Here is an 18,498-nt window from a genome sequence, read left to right as displayed (position 1 = left end):
TCAGATCGCAGGTCGTCCGAGGATCTCGGCGTTGACCTGCCGTGCCTGGGTGTAGTTGTGGTGAGCGTTGTCGATCTTGAGCCGGTAGTCGCCTAGCTGCGCGACGAGCCGGGCACCGTTGGTCTGCCAGGTGGTGTGGACTTGGTTGAACGCTTCGGCCGCTGCTCCGCTGAACCCACCCGCGCGGAGCTCGTCGACGGCCGACTTCGCACCGGATAGTTCGTCGGTCACGGCGCGGAGGAAGGCATCGAGCGAGGTCGAGAAGTTCGCCAGATCATCGAGGTTGTAGCTGAACGCCGCCATCACGTGTCCTGCCCATCACCCGGTTGCTGGACACCTGGTAGTGGGGCCTGGGTAATCGCGTCGCTGTTGGCGATATCGGAAGCCGCAATCTGATCGGCTACCGTAGTCAGCTTCGTTGACATGTCGGTGAGTTCGTTGATAAAGGCTCTGAGCTCGCCGAAGTCGCGTTGCCAGATCTGTTTCATCGAGTTCGCGGCGCTGCCGGTCCAGCTGTCGTACAAACTCGTGTTCTTGCTGTCGATGTCGCTAGCGGCCGCTGACAGCGTCGCGTGCAAACCCATCAAGCGCGTGGCCGCGGCCCGAACCTTCTCGGGCGCGACCGATAACTCGTCCCCCACGCGGGCACTTCCTATCCCAGCATCACGCCCGGGCGAGACCGAGCGTATCGTCATAGCTCACAGTAGTAGAGCAAAGCGGACTCGGGGAAGCGGACTTGGATGCGGTGGCGCGACAATGCCTCACAGCAGGTGCAAGACGACGTGGACGACCTGTTCGCCGATTGCGTTGAGTTCGCCCAATCAGAGCTGCGTCAACACCGATCGTTCTCGCCGTTCGCATTCGTCATCAACGTTGCCGGTCAGCGGGCCGCTCGGACGACAGACAGTGTCAGCACGTCGAAGAACGCGATCCACAATGCGCTGACCTTCGATCGCGATGCCGGGGAATTGCGCGCGTGCGCGGTCGCGATGGATGTCGACCTCCCGGCCAGCGGCGAGGACGCGATCGAGGTCCACATCGAGCACTGCAGCGGGATCGCCATCGAACTACTTGTGCCCTACGCGTCGAGCACCGACGGCATCGCACTCGACCTCACACGGATCAGCGCCGCGCAAGGGCAGCGTCGAATCTGGGGGTTGCGGCTCTAGCCGACTGCCGTGAGCCAGAACGCGTCGTTCGTCCCCACGACGGCTTCGCGTGTGCAGAGCCTTTGCTGGCGTGGTCGTTGGTGGAACCAATTGGGCACGGCCGCAACCATCGTCGTCACCCTCGATGAGTTCATGCTCCATCGTCGCGGCAGCCTCGGCCCGGGCAACACCTACCTCCCCGGCACCATCATTATGGCCGCGTCCCCCGATGCTGCCGCCCTCGCCACCCTGACCCACCGGCTGCGGATCCCGGAAGCCGTTGCGGCACAGCCTCAGTGAAGCCGCCCGGCTGGGGCCGCCATCGAGATCGCTGCGAGGGACTGGATATGACAGCTTGTCATCGGCGCAATACTCGATGCTCGGGATAGCGCGAACACCGTCAGGGCACCTTGGCGCCGGATCGGTGACGCGGGCTGTCGGCACTGGGTCTCGAACTCGCATGATCGGTGTCGCGGACTCGCTCCGCCACAGATGCGACCCGACTATTCTGCCCGGTAGAGTCGGGCCGATCGTGGCGGGGAGTCCGCGGTCGCGCCGACAGGAGGGAAAGCACTCATGAGCCGACGATCCGTCATGTCCGCCGGGCTGGTTGTCACCGCCCTGCTGGTCGGGGCCTGTGGAACCGATGAGCCGGGCGAAGAGGTGACCGCCGCGCCGACGTCGACCGATGTGCCGTTGCCGACCGGGTTCGATGGGTGCAACCTGCCGCAGTCGGTGATCGATGCGGAGCAGTTGAAGAAGGGGCGCGAGGACAAGACCTGGAACACGCCGGGAACCACGCGGAAGTGGCTGGGCTGCACGTGGACCCAAAGCGACGGATTCACAGCCAACATTACGGTGACGACGATCACCGGACAGAAGATCGTGGAAAGTCCCCGCTCCCAATGGGCCGTCGGCGAACAAGCAACGATCGACGGACGGTCGACGGTCACCTATTGGCAGCCGGCGGGCAATCCGGCGGAGAACTGCACAATCAACGTCGAGATGCGCGGCGGCGGGATGGAGATCGGCATCTCCAACCAGCCATCGGCGCGAAAATCCAGGGGCCGGAACGCCTGTGATATCGCGACGTCCTTGGCTGAGATGTTGGCGCCGACGATCACCGACGGCATGTAGCGGCGCCGAAACGAAGACAACAGGGAGGGAGATCCGATGACCGGGACATCACCGTTGGGTTCGCTGATCGAACAGGCGAAGAACGGCGGGTTGACCGTGGGATTCAGTGACAACATCGTTGTCAACGCCGAGGAGTTCGCCTACATCGAACGCGACTGCGAAGCCTTCAAGGTCAAGATCCGAGAGTTGCAGGATGCGGCACTGCAGATATCCAACCGTGAGATCTGGGGCCTCGGTGAAGACAAGGAACGCCTGACATCCGCCCAGACACTGGTCGGCCGATTCCGCGGCAAAGCCAAGATCGTCGACCCGGCCAGGGATTCCGACAACAACGTCTACGACATCCTGGAGCAGCACTACAAGATCGCGGACGACATCCAGATCCTGCACCGCACCATCGCCCAGAAGTTCCGCGAGACCGACGCCGAATTCGCGGCCGCCTACGACAGCAAACTCGCGGACATGCCCGCCAGCCCGATCAGCGCACCGTTCAATGGCAAGATCGAGCCGGGCACCACGGTCATCCAGGTGGGTCAGTCATGACGGGTACCGAAGGACCCAAGATCACCAGGAAAGAGAACCCCGACAACTTCGAGCACTCGGACATCTTCCAAGCGTTCAACCCCCTTGATCCGACCACCGCGCAGCAGGTCGCCCAGGAATACACGATGCTGGCGCACGGCTGGAACAACGCGGTCGAATATTTCGCCGCACGCATCAAACATTCCAGCCAGGCCGCGTGGGAAGGTGCCGCGGCGGAAGCCTCACGCACCGCGATCTCGAACTACACCACCCGCGCCCTCGAGCTTTCACCCGCCCTGAATGCCCTCGTCACGGAGGTGACACGCGCCGCGAACGGGGTCGTGATGACCAAACAGCAAGTCCACGAACCCTACAACCGCCGTGACGACGACGAGTGGGCAGGACGATTCGCGGACTGGATCACCGACGGCCCCCGGTCGAAGGAGAGCAGGGATGCGGCCACCGACCAAGCGCGGGAGGTAATGCGGCTCAACTACGTCGACAGGTTCACCGAGTCGGACGGCAAGATCCCGGTCTTTCCTGCGGCGGTGAACCCGACGAGCCCGCTGTACTCCTTCGATCCGGGCAGCAATCCGGGCGGCGATGGGTCCCGCAGCGGCCCGAGTTCGGACGCACCGAGCACCTCGGCTCCCGCGACCACAAACCCGGCCACCGATCAACCCGCCACCACGGATCCCGGCACCACCGACGACGACTCCCCCGGCAATTCCACCGACGACTCCACCAGCAGCGACCCGGGCACCGACGACTCCACCACGCCCGCTTCGACCACGCCGGAGTCCCCGGCGACCACGCCGACCTCTACCTTGCCCGCCGGGACGGGTGCACCCGGATCCGGATCGCCCGGCACTGGATCACCCGGTGGCGGATCACCCGGTGGCGGGGGAACGCCGGGTGGCGGTTCGCCGTCGGTTCCTGGCCCGGGGAGAGCGACACCAGGCACCCCATCGGCGGGTGGCGCCGCGGCTGTCGCCGCGGGCACCGGCGCCGGAGCGGGCCGAGGTATGCCGGGCATGATGGGCGGCATGGGGGCACCCGGCGCCCGCGGCGGACAAGACGACGAGTCCACCCACGACCTTCCGGAATGGCTCAGGAACGCCAAGAACACCGAGGAACTGCTCGGTGAACTCCCCAAGACCTTGCCGGGCGGTGTGATCGGTGTCGACGAATGACCGAATGGGCCTGGGAACCCGATGATTTCGCCGCGCTGTGGTTCAGCCCCGGCCGCGACAGATTCCCCTTCCCGCTCAGCTACACAAGTCGTTTCGCCTGGCTCGAGGACGTAGACCAACACAACGCGGTCGTTCGTGCGCGCTACGACATCGATGAGCACGAACTCATCGAACTCGCCTTCCACACCCTCACCCACGCCCAACTGCGGGTCGAGATCCTGGGCGATTCCAATGCGATCGCCAAGGGCACAACCAAGGAGTACCGCGTCATCGGCGCCCGCACCCCTCACCACGCGGTGCTGCTCACCCAAACGGCGACGACCGACGGTGTGGCCGAACGCATCCGCTGCCGCCTCCTCAGGCCGGAACAACTACCCGGCCGCCTGTCCTGGATCGTCCCCGAGTGCCCGGCGGGCCGCAGCGCCGCCGACATCTTCCACCTCGAAGACCTGACCTCGCGCAATGCGCGTTCGGACAGCTGGACCACCACGCCGCGCCAGCGCTTGGACCGGTTCATCCACCGACCTCGCCACGGTTCCGCTTGGGCCCGGCTGCGAGCCGAACCGTTCGCCGACGGCCAGGACCCCTGGTTCAACGCCCGCTGGTTGGACCTCAAGGACGACGGCCGCTACCTGATGCAACGCAACCGCGAGCATCTGCAGCTGAGCCCGATCGGCGCCGACGGCATGAACACGCTGTTCACGAACTGGATCGACCGCGCCCTCACCCGCATACGAGAACAAGCCGAACATGCTGCCCCAGCACCGTGGGCCTGACAAGACAACGAGGTAGCCGACACCGGACGGCGACGAACAACAAGGGAGGGTCCTGATGGGGAGTCATGTAAAGGTCGATCCGGATCTGCTGCGCACACTCGGGGGGCATCTCACCACTTCGGCAGGCACGATCAAGACACTCAACAAGGAAATCAGCGGGTGGTCCTTCACCGCGAAGCAAGCTGGACGCGGCTACGGGGACGAAGGCACCAAGTTCGGCGCCGAGATCGGGAACATCGGCGCGTGGTTGACGCACTGGGAGACCGCGATCGCCAAGTCCGGCAGCACTTATACGACTAGTGCGAACACCTACTCAGCCGTCGACGATGCCAACGTCACCAAGTTCAAAGCACAAGGGGTGAATCTCGGATGACCTGGTCAGCGAACGAAGCGGGCGTTGTCACCGAAGGAAAGATCAACTCGGACTGGGAACACAATGTCTCGAAATCTGCCGGGAATGCCGACAAGATTCTCGATGACGGCGACGACGGCCTCGAGTATTTCGAGAACTACCTCCCGCTGTATCGGAAGTGCCTCGAAAAATACAACTTGGGCAGAGCCGATATCGCAGCACGCGAACTCACTCACTTCTATGCGTTGTATGACAAAGAACGCGATATGGACATCGAAGCCATCGAGCGAATGGCTACGCTGCTCGCATCCACCCTTCCCAAACTCGCCACTGAATTACAGAAGCAACAGACCCAGCGCAACAATGTACAGAACATCTGGCAAGGCGACGCGGGTGATGCCGCCTTCAATATGATCAACGAGCAGGTTCGACGCGCCGAAGCGGACTACAACAACGCTCAGATCGCCTCTCGTGAGCTGAGCGAGCTCGCAACCGCGCTTCGTACTATTGTGACGGAGAAAGCTACGGACGTCAAAGGTTATTACCGGCCCGCAGGCACTGCGGACTTCAAGATGGAAGGCCGCAGCGAAGAGTTCCTGCTCCAGACAATCAAGAACTGTGTCGACACTGCAGATGATGTCCAATATCAGATGGACTTCCTGCGCAACGTATTCGTCCCGCAGGTCGAAGCAACTGTCCTCCATTTCGAGGAAGTCTGCAAAGAAACCTCCTCCGTCATCAGCGAGGCTTTCAAGCAAGCCACCACCGCACTCGGCAACGTCGAGGCGCTCGCGTATCCGATGCCCACGGATTCCCCCGCACCGGCAACTCCCGAGAACGCAGTGCCCAATACTGGCAAGCCCAACGGGGACGATACCTCGGACGATAACGCATCGACCGGGGGAAAACCCAACACGAATACCGACGACGATACGAAGACCGACACCGCCGGATTGAAGAATACGACAACAACCGACGATCCCGACGACGACAAAGACGACGACTCGTCCACAGATCTGAGCAACTTGCTGTCGACGGTCTCGAGTGGGCTGTCCACATTGAGCTCCGTGGCCGGCGAGTTGTCGAGCCTGACCTCGGGATCGACGGATTCGGCCGAATCGATCGCCCAATCGATCGGCACGGGACTCAGTTCGCTCGGCACTTCGATCACCACCGGAATCGAACAGCTGAGCTCGTTGTTCAGCGGGAACAGCACTACCGAATTCAGTATCGCCGGAACGACACTCAGCTTGGCGACCGGTGAAGACGGACAGCTCAAGCTCACTACGACCGACTCCACCGGCACGGCACACGAATACGGCCTTACTCTCAACGAGAACGGTGTCCCGGTCGTCACCGACAACACCTCGTCCGGCGCAGTCGGCACCGGCGAGCCTTCCTCGTCCAGCAGCCAGGCCCCCGCCGCACCCGAAGATGCCGGAACACTATCCGGCGCAACACCGAATCCCACCGGCTCACTGAATGCCCGCGGCCAGGAAGCCGAGAACAACCCTGGCAGCTACAGCGGCGCCCCCGCATGGACCGCCACCGACGAACCCGACAACGAACACCACGCCACCACTCCCGGTACCGGCCAGCCAGGGCCCGGAGAGTCCGGTGCGCAACTGGCAGAGGCAGGTCCCCTGTGAGTAACTCCCCCATCGAAGACCTTGTCGCCGAACACCTCCGCCGTGTCCGCATGCTCCGAGCAGAATTCGACGACGAGCGTGCCCGCTTGCAAGCCACCGGGGACATGCTGCTCGCCGCCGCCCGAGCCGAGGAGCAACGGGTCGCAGAGCAAACCTCCGCAGCGAAGGAAGCTGTCCCCCAGCCTGCATTGCCCATCAACGACGAGACCGCCCGCGGCGAGGCAGAACAAATTCGATGGGCGGCGATGCCGGCCAACAGTTCGCATCAGTCGACACCGGTTGACGACGGCACTCGCGCGGTGCCCCAACCCGTGCAACATATCGGCGCCGCCGAGCCGACTGCGTACACACCCGAATCTCCGCCCCTGGACAACGAGTCCGCTCGCCGCGAAGCCGAATTGCGCGAAGCCCGCGAAGCAATCGCCCGTTCCGCCGCCGCACGGCGAGCGGCCGAGGTCGTCGAACCCGTCGACTACGACGGCTACGACCAGGAAAGCGAGTATTTCCGCGGTCGTAATTGGCTCGGATGAACGTACAGAGAAGGATAGAAGTGGACACCTGGGGGACGTCGGGAACCTTCGCGGGGTACGGGATCGAGCGGGTCCTCGGGCGAGGCGGGATGGGCACCGTGTATCTCGCCAGGCACCCGAGCCTGCCGCGGATGCGGTAGCGCTCAAGATCCTGAATTCGGATCTGCTGGGCGACAGGGAAATTCGGCAACGATTCGAGAGAGAAGCCGATCTGGTCGCGCAACTCGAACACCCGAACATCGTCTCGGTGCAGGATCGTGGACTAGAGGGAACAACCTCTGGATCGCCATGCAGTATGTTGCCGGCTGCGACGCGGGCGCACCGGGCACGGTCGATCCCGCGCGGGCCATTCGGATCATCAGCGATGTCGCGGCCGCCCTGGATTTCGCGCACGGTCGAGGCATCCTGCATCGCGACGTGAAACCCGCCAATATCCTCCGTTCACAGCGACCAATCCGGTCGCAGTCATCGGTGCCCATATGTCCGCTCCACCACCCGCTGTTTCGGAACGACGCCCGGGCTTGCCGCCCGGACTGGACATGGTCGTTGCGCGTGCCATGGCGAAGAACCCGAGTCATCGATTCGATTCCTGCACCGAATTCGCACAGGCGGCTGTCCACGCCGTGAGCACCGATCTCGTTGCGCCGGTAGGTGGTCCGTCGGCGGCACCCACGTGGACGCCTGCGATGCTGGCGAACGCCGCGACCGTCGTTACGCCCGGAAACTTCCCTCCTCAGCCCCGATCTCCTCAGAGAACGCCGCCGATGCCACGGACCGGCCAGGCCCCACTCCTGTTCGGGTTGTGGTGCGCGTTCATCGCGCTCGTTGTCAGTACCAGAGGGTTGGACTCATGGATTGCTCAGTACCCGATGATTATCGTCGCCGGAGCATTCCTCTCGATGGTGTTGATCCCGCTGGGTCTCGCATCCCGACTGGGCCACCTCGCCGATCGTCGCATCGTCTGCGCGGTCGGCTTGGCAATTTGCCTGATAGGTAGTCCGCTCACTATGGCGATGGACGACCAGACATTGTTGAAGTCGGCGGCAAGCAGCACGATTATCATCGCCGCTGCGATTGTCATGGGTCAGGCTCTGGCCGCCATCTTCACCGCAAGGACGTCGGCCAGTCCGGACTGGCCGGTGGCGATGACACTCGTCGGCGTCCCCTTGGTCCTGATCGGAGCGATCGAGCTGATCTACAGGTCGAGCGAGCAGATTTGGTGGAATCTAGATGCTGCCATTCATATTGCTCGCCGTCGTATTGCTGATCGCCCGGGTCCCGTCTAATACGATCCGCGCGAAGGGCACTCCACCGTTGATGTGGACTTTCGGCAGCATCCTGGCAGTGGTCGCCATGTCCGTCCTGGTGATGTACACGCAGACCGAGAGTTCACTGGTCATGTAGAACAGTATGAGGAGCTGACGTGGTTGCAGCCGGACGGCCCGTCGGGCTGGAACTGTGGTCACCGGCTCTACTTCATCGACCTGCCGTCGATCACGTCAGGACGACCAGCAATATCAGTGCAACGATCCAGGCCAGTGCCAGGACAACGCCCACGCTCTCGGCTCGTTGCCGCCACACCTGCCGACTCGATGGGCGCTGTTCGGTGCGGTGCCGCCGAATTCTCGGCGCCCTGGGCTGCACGTTTCCCAGGTCCGGCTCGGACGCGGGTACCGGTGCAGGGCTGACCATGGTGACGGCTACTCGCCGCGACGCAGTCGACGTTCCGAGGGCCGCTGCGGCCCCGACTGGCTCGAACGCCGAACGCACTGCCCTGGCGAATTCACCACACGACCCGAATCGGTCGTCCGGCCGCTTGGCCATCGCGCGGCGAATCACCTGGTCGAGCCCTGCAGGTAGGTCCGGGCGCTGCGACGTGATCGCTGGCGGATCAGCTGACATGTGGGACTGGATCACCGAAACCGGGTTGTTTGCCGCAAACGGAGGAGCGCCCGTGAGCAGCACGAAGAGGGTGCAGGCGAGCGAGTACTGGTCGCATTGTGGACCGACGGCCAATCCGGCCAGTTGTTCCGGCGCGGCGTAAGCCAATGTGGCGGTGAAGGTTCCGGTTTGCGTGAGCGGATTCTGATCGAAGTGCAAACGGGCGATGCCGAAATCGGCCAGCAACACACGCTCAGGTCGACTCGACTCCGTCGCCCCGAGCAGCACATTGGCGGGCTTGATATCCCGGTGCAGCACACCTCGACTGTGTGCGAAGTCCAACGCCTCGGCGACCTCGGACACGATCCGTACAGCACGTTGAGGCTCGAGAACCCCAGTTGCTGCTGCATCGGTCCCCGGCACGTACTGCATCGAGATCCAGGGCCGATTTCCGTCGATACCCCGGTCATAGACAGTGACGATATTCGGATGATCCAGGCGCGCAGCAAGATCCGCTTCGCGCTCGAACCGTGCCCGCGCCTCCGCATCACCGAACATCTGCTCGTCGAGCACCTTGACGGCGACCGAGCGCGGCAACCTCGGGTGCCGCGCCAAATAGACAGCGCCCATTCCACCGCGCCCGAGCAGGCGCTCGAACTCGTATCCTGCGACAGACCCGGCGCCTATCAAGTCGTTCCCCTCGTCAGCGGTCCACAGTCGGCCCCGTCCCGTACCCACGCACCGGCCATGCCAACGCGAATCATCACAATATGCAGACGATCAGTCCAGCCAAGTCGAGCGCCGGTAGTACTCCGATTCAGAGTCGTAGTCATTATCGGAGGGGGCAACGACCGAGCGCGCTTCCCTCGCCGCCCGCGCTCGCGCCACGGCGGCGCGGATCTCGGCCTGGCGCTGCTGCTCAGGAGTCAGGGTCGGGTCGGGCTCTGTGGGGAAGACCGGAGGCGGCGGTGGGGCCACAGCGCGGGGGAAGGGCTGGATGCGCTCCTCCTGCACCACATGTGGATCGGGCTGTGGCTCAGCAACTTCGGCTTCGGTTGCCTCCTGTGCAAGCAACTCGACCACGTCATCGAAGCGTCGGGTCGCATTGGCGGCTACCTGCTGTGCGCGAATTGCCGTCTGCCGGTCGATCTCATCGAGTTCCTCTCGCAGCATGACCGAGCGCCGAAGGGTCTCGGCCGCGATCTGCTCGAACTCCGCCGCGTAGTCCACGATGGGTCATTCTCCTGGCGTCCGGCGCGATCCGCCAGCTCTGGTCCTGCTCACAGTGGACCCGCCTCGGCCAGGACGGCACCACTGTCACCCGGATTGCTCGCCTGGTGGTCCTCGACACTTGGGGTGTGTTCACCGTCGGTCTCCTGTTGCTGGGACCGCGGACCGACCGGAATGCCACCGGCTACCGAACCCGAGGAGGGATCTCCCGCACCGACTTCGCTGGTCACCGGCGCATTCGTCAGGTCGGGAGTTTCAGACGTGGTGGCATCCGCAGCGCCTCCCGCTCCGGTCCCCGCATCTTCGAGGTCCGCCGTGCCGTGCCCTGTCCCGGATTCCGGTGTCCCCGTGCCGAGTACACCCGGGTCGCCCTGGTCGCCGGTCGAGCCGTCCGAACCGGACTCCGTGGTGACCACGGGAGTTCCGTTCTCGTCCAAGGTCAGCCGGTACTCGGTCGTTTGACCGTCGGCGCCTGTCGTCGTCAGCGACAAGCCTTCCGCACCCGCCTGGATTGTCACCTTCGTATCGCCCAACTGGAACGACGCCTCGTGCTCTCCCGATAGCAGAGTGCTCGCCTGCTCCGTCATCTGCTCGATGCCATCACTGATGGAAGTACCGACCGATTCGACCGCAGAAGTCAGCGAACTCCCGAGATCTCCGGTCAGTGCGCTCGACACCGTCGTGCCGAGTTCGCTGAGCGTGGTGGCGAGAGTACTCAGCGCGGTGCTGGTATCGGAACTGTCGTCGTCGGAGTCGTCGTCGGTGTCCTGCGTCGTGGTCTTGACCGGCGACGAGGTGTCGCCCTTTTGCGTGCCCGCGGCACTGGTTTGGTCGTCCGAGTTCTGGCTGCCTGTGGCGGCACCGGCGGAACTACCGTCCGAGTTCTGGTTTCCTTTGGCTCCGGACTGGTCGCCCTTGGATGGCTCCTCGACCGGTGCCGCGGCAACCCCCGCGACCGACGGATAAGCACGCTCCTGGATCGCGTCGGCAAGCGCCTGGAGGTAGTTGTATTTGCCCTCGATGCCGGTTTGCGCAACGTTGCACTGGGCTCTGAACACATCGAGTTTGTCGCTGTAGGCCTGCTTGAAGACCTCGTCCAGCCACTCCTTGCAGGTCTCCCTGACCGCCTGCTTCCACTCATCGGAATGTCGTTTGACATCGTCGGTCCGATTTTCGATGCCGTCGAGGTCGGTCAAGGTATTCAGCAACATATCCGTGATGTCGCCGGTCTTGCTGGCGTCGATGATCCGCCGGATATCGTCTGCGGGCATTTCTTTGACCGTGATCACCGTCTGCCCGCCTCGTTCACGGTATCCGGCCGCAATCTGCAGAACAGTCGTCGCCTTCTGCTCCACGACCTGCCGAAGGATCGGCACGGCATCCGACATCGCGTTCGCAAGGGTCTGCACCGGGTTGCGATCTTGTTCCGCGAACCCGACGATCTCACGCAGCCGCCCTATGCCGGCCTCTGCGGCCGCCCCCTGCCAGCTCGCCCCCAAACTGTTCGCCGTGGTCTGCTGCACACCTCGCTGTGTGTCGGCAACAGTGATCATCGCTTTCAGAGCATCGGCAGACGCTTGCATCTTGGCGAGATTCATTTCGCGCTCTTGGTCATAGGTCGCCTGAATCTTCAGCAGCGGCCAACCGAGGTCTGTGCCGAATGCCTCCTGGTACAGCGGCAACAGCTGCTCGAAATAGAGGAGCCCCTTCGCGCCGTCGTCGAGAATTTGATCAACGGTCTTGGTCATCGCAGAACCTCCCGCCGGACGTCAGCGCTCACTTCGCTGCTGCCTGATCGAGGGCGCGCGCAGTGTTCTTGTCCACCTCGGCGTATTCCACCGTGGCCTTGCCGATTGCATCGGCGGTGGCTTCGACCGAAGTCGTCCACACCCTGAGCCAGGTGACAGCCCGGTCGATACCTTGTGAGATCCGGACCCCCTGAGCGGCGTAGGCACGACCCGCCTCGGTGCCGTCGCCCCAGTCGTTGTTCGCGACATTCTTTGCCGCCGTGCGCACTTCGGTCACGGTGGCCCTCAGACTGCTGACCGATTTGTCCATCGCCGTCTTGTCGACGACGACACCGCCGGAAACCTGTGTACCCATCTCCCCCGCCTCCCCAACACACGGCGCCCGGATGACGCCCTACCTACTTCGACGCGCGAACCCATCCGCTGGTTCCCGCGAAAATCTACTTTCCCAGATTCCCCTGATCCGTCTTCCTCCACTCCGAAGTCCCATCCGGATGCCGGTGGTACTCCCACGCCGCATAGTCCCCGTCCTCCTCGATCACCGTCACGTGGTCGGCGAGGCCGTCTTCGTCGTAGTCGGACCAGATGGTGGTGGAGTTGGGGTCGGTGTGGGTGAGGGAGTCGGCTACGCCGTCGGCGTCGAGGTCTTGGGAGGGGGAGTTGAGTTCGACGGGGCCGAGGCTGTCGAGGGGTGTGTGCGCGTCGATGTCGGGTAGGCCGAAGCCGGGGATGTCGCCCGAGGTGACCATGGCTCCTCCTCAAACGGGAAACTCGCGTATGACGGCGCGGCGGAACTCCACCATCCTGTCATCCGCGAGCGGCTCACGGCCACGTCGGGTGTTATTTCTTGGGCATGATCAGCCACAGGATCAGGTAGAGCAGGAACTGGGGTCCTGGCAGCAGGCAGGAGGCGACGAAGGCGAGGCGGACGACGCTCGGGCTCCACCCGAAGTAGTCGGCGATGCCGCCGCAGACGCCTGCGATCCATTTGTCGCTGGTCGAGCGGGTGAAGCGGCGGGTGGGGGCAGTCATGATGGTGTGCCTTCCTGGTCGAGCGGTGATGACTCCACAGTGCCGTCGGGTGCCACTCCCCGGCATCGGTCGACGGACCCATCCGCACCCTGATTTCGGGCTACCCCATCTCAGGGTCACACCCTGAGATCGGGCAGACTCGAGCGGTGAGCACGACATTGCACGCCAGCGGCCTGTCCGCGGGACACGCCGAACGGACCCTGTTCGCCGACCTCGATTTCACCCTCGCCCCGGGCGATGTGATCGGGCTGGTCGGCGTGAACGGCGCGGGCAAGTCGACGCTGCTGCGGATGCTGGCCGAGCACGACGCGGGCGACGGGACGATCACCTTGAGCCCCCCGGACGCCACCGTCGGCTACCTGGCGCAGGAACCCGAGCGCATCGAGGGTGAGACCGTGCTCGAATTCCTCTCCCGCCGAACGGGAGTGGCGCAGGCGCAGCGGGTGATGGACGCCGCGGCCGAGCGACTCGGCGAGGGCGGTGACGACGACTACTCCCCCGCACTGGAACACTGGCTGGCCCTCGGCGGCGCCGACCTCGAGCAGCGGGCCGAGGAGGTGGCGGCCGAACTCGGCCTCATCGATGGTCTGGCCGGCGGCCTCGACACCCCGATGACGGGCCTGTCGGGTGGCCAGGCGGCGCGTGCCGGACTGGCGTCGGTGTTGTTGTCGCGCTTCGACATTCTACTGCTCGACGAACCGACCAACGATCTCGACCTCGACGGCCTGGAAAGACTGGAACGTTTCGTCACCGGCGTGCGGGTGCCGCTGATGGTGATCAGTCACGACCGGGAGTTCTTGGCGCGCACCGTGAATCGTGTGCTGGAACTGGACCTGGCCCAGCAGCAGTACGGCATGTACGACGGTGGTTACGAGGCGTATCTCACCGAGCGCGAGATCGCCCGCAAACACGCTCGCGAGCAGTTCGACGAATTCGCCGACACCAAAGCGGGTTTGGAGGCACGCGCCCAGATGCAGCGCAACTGGCTCGAGCACGGTGTGCGCAACGCCCGGCGCAAAGGCAAGAACGACTCGGACAAGATGGGCCGCAAAACGCGCGCCGAGTCCACCGAGAAGCAGTCGGCGAAGGCCCGGCAGACGCAGCGCCGCATCGAACGGCTCGAGGTGGTCGAGGAACCGCGCAAGGAGTGGGAGCTGCGGATGGAGATCGCCACCGCCCCGCGCAGTGGTGCGGTGGTTGCCACCGCCAACAATGCGACGGTCACCCGTGGCGAGTTCACGCTCGGACCGGTCACCACCCAGATCGACTGGGCGGACCGGATCGTGCTCACCGGCGCCAACGGTTCGGGCAAGTCCACCCTGCTCGGGCTGCTGCTCGGCAAGATCGCTCCCGATTCCGGTTCTGCCGCTCTGGGTTCCGGTGTCGCCATCGGTGAGGTGGACCAGGCGCGTGGGCTGTTCCGCGGCAGCGAGCGGCTGGTCGACACCTTCGGCGCGGCCATGCCGGATTGGCCCGACGCCGATGTCCGCACGCTGCTGGCCAAGTTCGGGCTGCGTGGTCCGCACGTGATCCGGGCGTGCGACACGCTCTCACCGGGTGAACGCACCCGCGCGGCCCTGGCCCTGCTCCAGGCGCGCGGGGTGAACCTGCTGGTCCTGGATGAACCGACCAATCACCTCGACCTGCCCGCCATCGAACAGCTCGAGCAGGCGGTCGAATCCTTCACGGGCACCCTGATTCTGGTGACGCACGACCGCCGCATGCTGGATTCTGTGCGAGCGACCCGCCGTTGGCACATGGCCGCCGGGCTGCTCACCGAGAAATAGGACACCCCATGGCATTAGGTATCGACACCCGCGTCACGCTGCTCGTCACCGGTCTGATCTTCCTGAGCGCCCTGCTGCTCGGGATCTGGAAGTATCGCGGCATCCGGGTCGACGGCGCCGCGCACGTCTACGTCGACATCGCGCACCGCGCGGCCCTGATGTATTCCTTCGCGGGCCTGGTGCTTGCCGTGTTCACCGAGCTCAGCGCCTGGCCGACGCTCGTGAATCTGGCCGCCGACCTGGTGGTTCTCGCGTTCTTCGCCGGGGCGATCGCCAGTTACGTGATGCACGGCCTGCGCCGCGACACCACCGACCAGTTCGCCGGGGAGATCTCCGGCGCGCTGAAACTGTCGATGTACGGGCTGATCGTGGGTGAGGTCGGTGGCTTCCTCGTGCTGTTCACCGGTTTCATCGCCGGCCAGTTCTGATCAGATCAGTTGGACCACAGCGGTTTCCGCCGCGCCGAACAGGTCGATATCGGACCCGAACTTGATCCCGACCAACCCGGCGACGAGGGTGGCGAGCAGGATCGCGACAACCACGATCAGCGACCGTGAGCGCGGCGAGGGCCGTGGCACCGCCACCGCGCCGCTGCGCGACGACTCGGCCTCGATGCGCTGACCGTATCCTTCGTCGCGGATCGGCACCGTCGGCGAATACCCCTGCGGCACTTCACGACACCCCGGCCGTCCACACGCCCCGCCGCAGCGGTGTGGCTCGCCGTACTCGTAGTACTGATCCTGGTAGTTGCGGGCAGGCAGCGGCGCCATGATCGGCCCCCTTCGAATCGTGCTGCGCGCCAAACTCTCCGGTGCGCCGAGCAAGCACACGCGCCACGGGCACACAGGTCCTTACGGCGTACGCCGATAGTAGAGGCAGCGGCGACGGCACGCCAGCCGATCAGACGGCGGCGACCTGCTTGGCCAGGTCGTCGGCCAGCTGACGCGCCTGCGCCGGATCGGTGGCCTCGACCATCACCCGAACCAGCTGCTCGGTGCCGCTGGGCCGCAACAACACCCGGCCCGACTCGCCGAGCATGCGCTCCGCCTCGGCCACCGCGTCGCGCACCTCGGGGGCGGCGGCGACCGCGGCCTTGTCCGACACCTTCACGTTCACCAGCACCTGCGGCACGGTGCTCATCACCGACGCCAGGTCCCCGAGCCCGCGACCGGTCTGCGCCATCCGCGCCATCAACCGCAGCCCGGTGAGCACTCCGTCACCGGTGGTGCCGTAGCGCGGGAAGACCACGTGACCCGACTGTTCGCCACCGAGACTGAACCCGCCGCGACGCAGTTCCTCGAGCACGTAGCGGTCACCGACAGCGGCGGTGAGCACGCGAATACCGGCCTCGCGCATGGCGATATGCAGACCGAGGTTGCTCATCACCGTGGCCACCAGGGTGTCCTCGACCAGTTCGCCCGACTCCCGCATGGCCAGCGCGAGTACCGCCATGATCTTGTCGCCGTCGACCACCTCGCCGGCGGCGTCGACCGCGAGGCACCGGTCGGCGTCGCCGTCGAGCGCGACACCGAGATCGGCGCCGTTGGCGAGCACCGCGGCGCGGACCGCGTCCAGGTGGGTGGAACCGCAGCCGTCGTTGATGTTGAGACCGTTGGGTTCGGCGTTGATCGCGATCACCGTCGCGCCCGCCTCCCGGTACACCTGCGGCGCCACCTCGGCGGCCGCGCCGTGCGCGCAGTCGACCACGACGGTGAGCCCGGACAGGTTCTCCCCGGTCGATTCGAGCAGATGCTCGACATAGCGTTCGTGGGTGCCCTCGACGGTGTAGTCGCCGCGCACCCGGCCGATGCCCGCGCCGGTCGGGCGCACGGTGGTGCCGTCGGCGATCAGGGCTTCGATCCGCTGTTCCACGGCGTCGTCGAGCTTGTGCCCGCCCGCCGCGAAGATCTTGATGCCGTTGTCGGGCATGGGGTTGTGCGAGGCGGAGATCATCACGCCGAAGCACGCGTCGTAGAGGCCGGTGAGGTAGGCAACGGCCGGGGTTGGCAGCACACCGACGGACAGCACGTCGACACCGGTGGCGGTCAGGCCCGCGGTCACCGCGGCCTCGAGCATCTCGCCGCTGGCCCGCGGATCACGGCCGAGAACCGCGACCGGACGCTTCTTGCCCCGGCTGAGTACCTGCGCCGCCGCACCGGCGACCCGCATCGCCAGCTCCGGGCTCAAAGACTCGTTGGCGAGCCCACGAACGCCGTCCGTACCGAAAAGCCGTCCCATACCTGCCCCTTGTAGGTGGTCCATATACAGCACGAGAGCAGGCGACCAGCCGTGCTGGAAGCCTGCTCTCGCACACGTGCTCCGCAGACCGTACCGCCTCAGCCAAGGTAGGCGAAGACGGTGGTCGGCAGTGCCGAAATCAGCGCTTCGAGTACTGAGGCGCCTTACGGGCCTTCTTGAGGCCGTACTTCTTGCGCTCGGTGGCACGCGGGTCACGAGTCAGGAAGCCGGCACGCTTGAGCGCGGGGCGATCCTCGGGGGTGACCTCGATCAGCGCGCGGGCGATGGCCAGACGCAGGGCGCCTGCCTGACCCGAGGGGCCGCCGCCGTGGAGCAGGGCGACGATGTCGAAGGACTCGGTCCGCTCGACGGTCACCAGCGGGGACTTCACCAGCTGCTGGTGCACCTTGTTCGGGAAGTAATCCTCGATGGTGCGGCCGTTGAGGGTGAAGTTGCCGGAGCCGGGAACCAGTCGCACGCGGACGACGGCTTCCTTACGGCGGCCGACGGTCTGCACGGGACGATCGATCACGATCGGCTCGTAGGACGCCTCGTAGACGGCCTCGCCCTCGTCGTAGCCTTCGCCGTCTTCGACGACCTCGACCACGGTCTCGTCGACCGCGTCGAACTCTTCGGGGGTGAACTCTTCAGGAGCGGTCACTGGGCCACCTGCTTGATCTCGAACGGAACCGGCTGCTGCGCGGCGTGGGGGTGGTTCGGGCCTGCGTAGACCTTCAGCTTGCCCGCGATCGCGTTACCCAGCTTGTTCTTCGGGATCATGCCCTTGACGGCCTTCTCCACGAGACGATCGGGACGGGTCGCCAACACCTCGCCGACAGTGCGCGACTTGAGGCCGCCCGGGTGTCCGCTGTGGTGGTGGATCAGCTTGTCCTGCTTCTTGTTGCCGGAGATGGCAACCTTGTCCGCGTTGATGATGATGACGAAGTCGCCACCATCGACGTGGGGTGCGTAGGTCGGCTTGCCCTTGCCGCGCAGCAGGCCAGCGGCCTGCACGGCGAGACGGCCGAGGACTACGTCAGTGGCGTCGATGACGTACCACTTGCGGGTGACGTCACCTGCCTTGGGGCTGTACGTAGGCACAGTCGTTCCCTGTCTGTCGTCGGTGTTGCCGGCCAACTGTTATGGATCCCGGAGTCGAGATTTGTCCCGGCGGCCGGTGGAGACCCGGGACATCGCGGAGACACCGAACCGCGAACGGGTCGACGTTCCACACGCCAGCGGCCAACGATACCAGCCGGGTATGACGCCCCCACA

At 65.0% G+C, this 18,498-nt stretch carries 24 protein-coding genes and 1 pseudogene; 13 read left to right on the top strand and 12 right to left on the bottom strand.

Annotated elements, in window-relative coordinates; all coding sequences use genetic code 11:
* Together ACSVDM_RS04605 and ACSVDM_RS04600 are read right to left on the bottom strand one after the other, a co-directional pair.
* Entirely contained in the window at positions 1–303 is a 303-nt protein-coding gene (locus ACSVDM_RS04605; RefSeq protein ID WP_439263058.1) for a WXG100 family type VII secretion target, read from the bottom strand.
* Positions 303–641 (bottom strand): WXG100 family type VII secretion target, encoded by a 339-nt coding sequence (locus ACSVDM_RS04600; RefSeq protein ID WP_225281979.1) that lies wholly within the window; start codon positions 639–641, stop codon positions 303–305. The genes ACSVDM_RS04605 and ACSVDM_RS04600 overlap by 1 nt, the downstream gene beginning before the upstream one ends.
* 141 nt (positions 642–782) lie before the next feature.
* Here ACSVDM_RS04600 and ACSVDM_RS04595 point away from each other — a divergent pair, with 141 nt between their 5' ends.
* The 11 genes and pseudogenes from ACSVDM_RS04595 to ACSVDM_RS04545 all read left to right on the top strand — a co-directional run bounded on the left by ACSVDM_RS04595 (position 783) and on the right by ACSVDM_RS04545 (position 8,593).
* Positions 783–1,169, top strand: coding sequence for a hypothetical protein (locus ACSVDM_RS04595; protein ID WP_439263056.1), 387 nt, complete (start codon positions 783–785; stop codon positions 1,167–1,169).
* 9 nt (positions 1,170–1,178) lie between these two features.
* Positions 1,179–1,448 carry a hypothetical protein gene (locus ACSVDM_RS04590; RefSeq protein WP_439263054.1) on the top strand — a complete coding sequence of 90 codons (270 nt, stop codon included), beginning with the start codon at positions 1,179–1,181 and terminating at the stop codon, positions 1,446–1,448.
* A 294-nt stretch (positions 1,449–1,742) separates the two neighbouring features.
* Positions 1,743–2,285, top strand: a complete 543-nt coding sequence (locus tag ACSVDM_RS04585; RefSeq protein ID WP_439263052.1) for a DUF3558 domain-containing protein — start codon at positions 1,743–1,745, stop codon at positions 2,283–2,285.
* Between the two features lie 36 nt (positions 2,286–2,321).
* Positions 2,322–2,828, top strand: coding sequence for a hypothetical protein (locus ACSVDM_RS04580; RefSeq protein ID WP_439263050.1), 507 nt, complete (start codon positions 2,322–2,324; stop codon positions 2,826–2,828).
* Entirely contained in the window at positions 2,825–4,000 is a 1,176-nt protein-coding gene (locus ACSVDM_RS04575; RefSeq protein WP_439263048.1) for a WXG100 family type VII secretion target, read from the top strand. Before ACSVDM_RS04580 ends, ACSVDM_RS04575 begins: the two co-directional genes overlap by 4 nt.
* Complete coding sequence (locus ACSVDM_RS04570) at positions 3,997–4,776, top strand: ESX secretion-associated protein EspG (RefSeq protein ID WP_439263046.1); 780 nt, start codon at positions 3,997–3,999, stop codon at positions 4,774–4,776. The genes ACSVDM_RS04575 and ACSVDM_RS04570 overlap by 4 nt, the downstream gene beginning before the upstream one ends.
* Before the next feature lie 55 nt (positions 4,777–4,831).
* Positions 4,832–5,149: a hypothetical protein gene (locus ACSVDM_RS04565; RefSeq protein WP_439263044.1), complete on the top strand. Its 318-nt coding sequence runs from the start codon at positions 4,832–4,834 to the stop codon at positions 5,147–5,149.
* The gene (locus tag ACSVDM_RS04560; protein WP_439263042.1) at positions 5,146–6,777 is read left to right on the top strand and encodes a hypothetical protein; all 1,632 of its coding nucleotides are present in this window, start codon (positions 5,146–5,148) and stop codon (positions 6,775–6,777) included. Before ACSVDM_RS04565 ends, ACSVDM_RS04560 begins: the two co-directional genes overlap by 4 nt.
* Positions 6,778–6,827: 50 nt before the next feature.
* A complete protein-coding gene (locus ACSVDM_RS04555; RefSeq protein ID WP_439263040.1) occupies positions 6,828–7,307 on the top strand; it encodes a hypothetical protein in 480 nt (159 codons plus the stop codon).
* Positions 7,304–7,745 (top strand): annotated as a pseudogene (locus tag ACSVDM_RS04550) (serine/threonine-protein kinase); the annotation flags it as partial. The gene ACSVDM_RS04555 and the pseudogene ACSVDM_RS04550, both read left to right, overlap by 4 nt.
* Before the next feature lie 431 nt (positions 7,746–8,176).
* Positions 8,177–8,593, top strand: a complete 417-nt coding sequence (locus tag ACSVDM_RS04545; protein ID WP_439263038.1) for a hypothetical protein — start codon at positions 8,177–8,179, stop codon at positions 8,591–8,593.
* A gap of 208 nt (positions 8,594–8,801) precedes the next feature.
* On the opposite strand, the gene ACSVDM_RS04540 is transcribed toward ACSVDM_RS04545, so the two are convergent.
* From ACSVDM_RS04540 to ACSVDM_RS04515, 6 genes are all read right to left on the bottom strand, one after another.
* Complete coding sequence (locus tag ACSVDM_RS04540) at positions 8,802–9,818, bottom strand: serine/threonine-protein kinase (protein WP_439263036.1); 1,017 nt, start codon at positions 9,816–9,818, stop codon at positions 8,802–8,804.
* Positions 9,819–9,968: 150 nt separating this feature from the next.
* Positions 9,969–10,418 (bottom strand): hypothetical protein, encoded by a 450-nt coding sequence (locus ACSVDM_RS04535; protein ID WP_439263034.1) that lies wholly within the window; start codon positions 10,416–10,418, stop codon positions 9,969–9,971.
* Positions 10,419–10,468: 50 nt separating this feature from the next.
* Positions 10,469–12,166 (bottom strand): hypothetical protein, encoded by a 1,698-nt coding sequence (locus ACSVDM_RS04530; RefSeq protein ID WP_439263032.1) that lies wholly within the window; start codon positions 12,164–12,166, stop codon positions 10,469–10,471.
* A gap of 28 nt (positions 12,167–12,194) precedes the next feature.
* Positions 12,195–12,521 carry a hypothetical protein gene (locus ACSVDM_RS04525; RefSeq protein WP_439263031.1) on the bottom strand — a complete coding sequence of 109 codons (327 nt, stop codon included), beginning with the start codon at positions 12,519–12,521 and terminating at the stop codon, positions 12,195–12,197.
* 85 nt (positions 12,522–12,606) lie between these two features.
* A complete protein-coding gene (locus tag ACSVDM_RS04520; RefSeq protein WP_225281972.1) occupies positions 12,607–12,915 on the bottom strand; it encodes a DUF6802 family protein in 309 nt (102 codons plus the stop codon).
* A 91-nt stretch (positions 12,916–13,006) separates the two neighbouring features.
* Entirely contained in the window at positions 13,007–13,198 is a 192-nt protein-coding gene (locus ACSVDM_RS04515) for a PspC domain-containing protein (protein WP_067490919.1), read from the bottom strand.
* A gap of 200 nt (positions 13,199–13,398) precedes the next feature.
* Here ACSVDM_RS04515 and ACSVDM_RS04510 point away from each other — a divergent pair, with 200 nt between their 5' ends.
* Both ACSVDM_RS04510 and ACSVDM_RS04505 read left to right on the top strand, forming a co-directional pair.
* Positions 13,399–14,985, top strand: coding sequence for an ABC-F family ATP-binding cassette domain-containing protein (locus ACSVDM_RS04510; RefSeq protein ID WP_439263251.1), 1,587 nt, complete (start codon positions 13,399–13,401; stop codon positions 14,983–14,985).
* Between the two features lie 8 nt (positions 14,986–14,993).
* Positions 14,994–15,413: a hypothetical protein gene (locus ACSVDM_RS04505; protein ID WP_225281970.1), complete on the top strand. Its 420-nt coding sequence runs from the start codon at positions 14,994–14,996 to the stop codon at positions 15,411–15,413.
* Here the strand turns inward: ACSVDM_RS04505 and ACSVDM_RS04500 are convergent, their stop codons facing one another.
* The 4 genes from ACSVDM_RS04500 to rplM all read right to left on the bottom strand — a co-directional run bounded on the left by ACSVDM_RS04500 (position 15,414) and on the right by rplM (position 18,324).
* Complete coding sequence (locus ACSVDM_RS04500) at positions 15,414–15,755, bottom strand: hypothetical protein (protein ID WP_439263029.1); 342 nt, start codon at positions 15,753–15,755, stop codon at positions 15,414–15,416.
* A 130-nt stretch (positions 15,756–15,885) separates the two neighbouring features.
* Positions 15,886–17,223 carry a phosphoglucosamine mutase gene (gene glmM / locus ACSVDM_RS04495; RefSeq protein ID WP_439263027.1) on the bottom strand — a complete coding sequence of 446 codons (1,338 nt, stop codon included), beginning with the start codon at positions 17,221–17,223 and terminating at the stop codon, positions 15,886–15,888.
* A gap of 139 nt (positions 17,224–17,362) precedes the next feature.
* Positions 17,363–17,884, bottom strand: a complete 522-nt coding sequence (gene rpsI, locus ACSVDM_RS04490) for a 30S ribosomal protein S9 (RefSeq protein ID WP_084457283.1) — start codon at positions 17,882–17,884, stop codon at positions 17,363–17,365.
* On the bottom strand, positions 17,881–18,324 hold the full coding sequence (rplM, locus tag ACSVDM_RS04485; protein WP_022567307.1) for a 50S ribosomal protein L13: 444 nt from the start codon (positions 18,322–18,324) through the stop codon (positions 17,881–17,883). Before rplM ends, rpsI begins: the two co-directional genes overlap by 4 nt.
* Positions 18,325–18,498 lie beyond the last annotated feature (174 nt).

It is taken from the genome of Nocardia sp. JW2 (assembly GCF_051843015.1).
In the GTDB taxonomy this organism is placed as follows: Bacteria; Actinomycetota; Actinomycetes; order Mycobacteriales; family Mycobacteriaceae; genus Nocardia; species Nocardia coubleae.
Note: the sequence above shows the minus strand (reverse complement) of the source record. Positions and strands in the feature narration are given on the sequence as shown.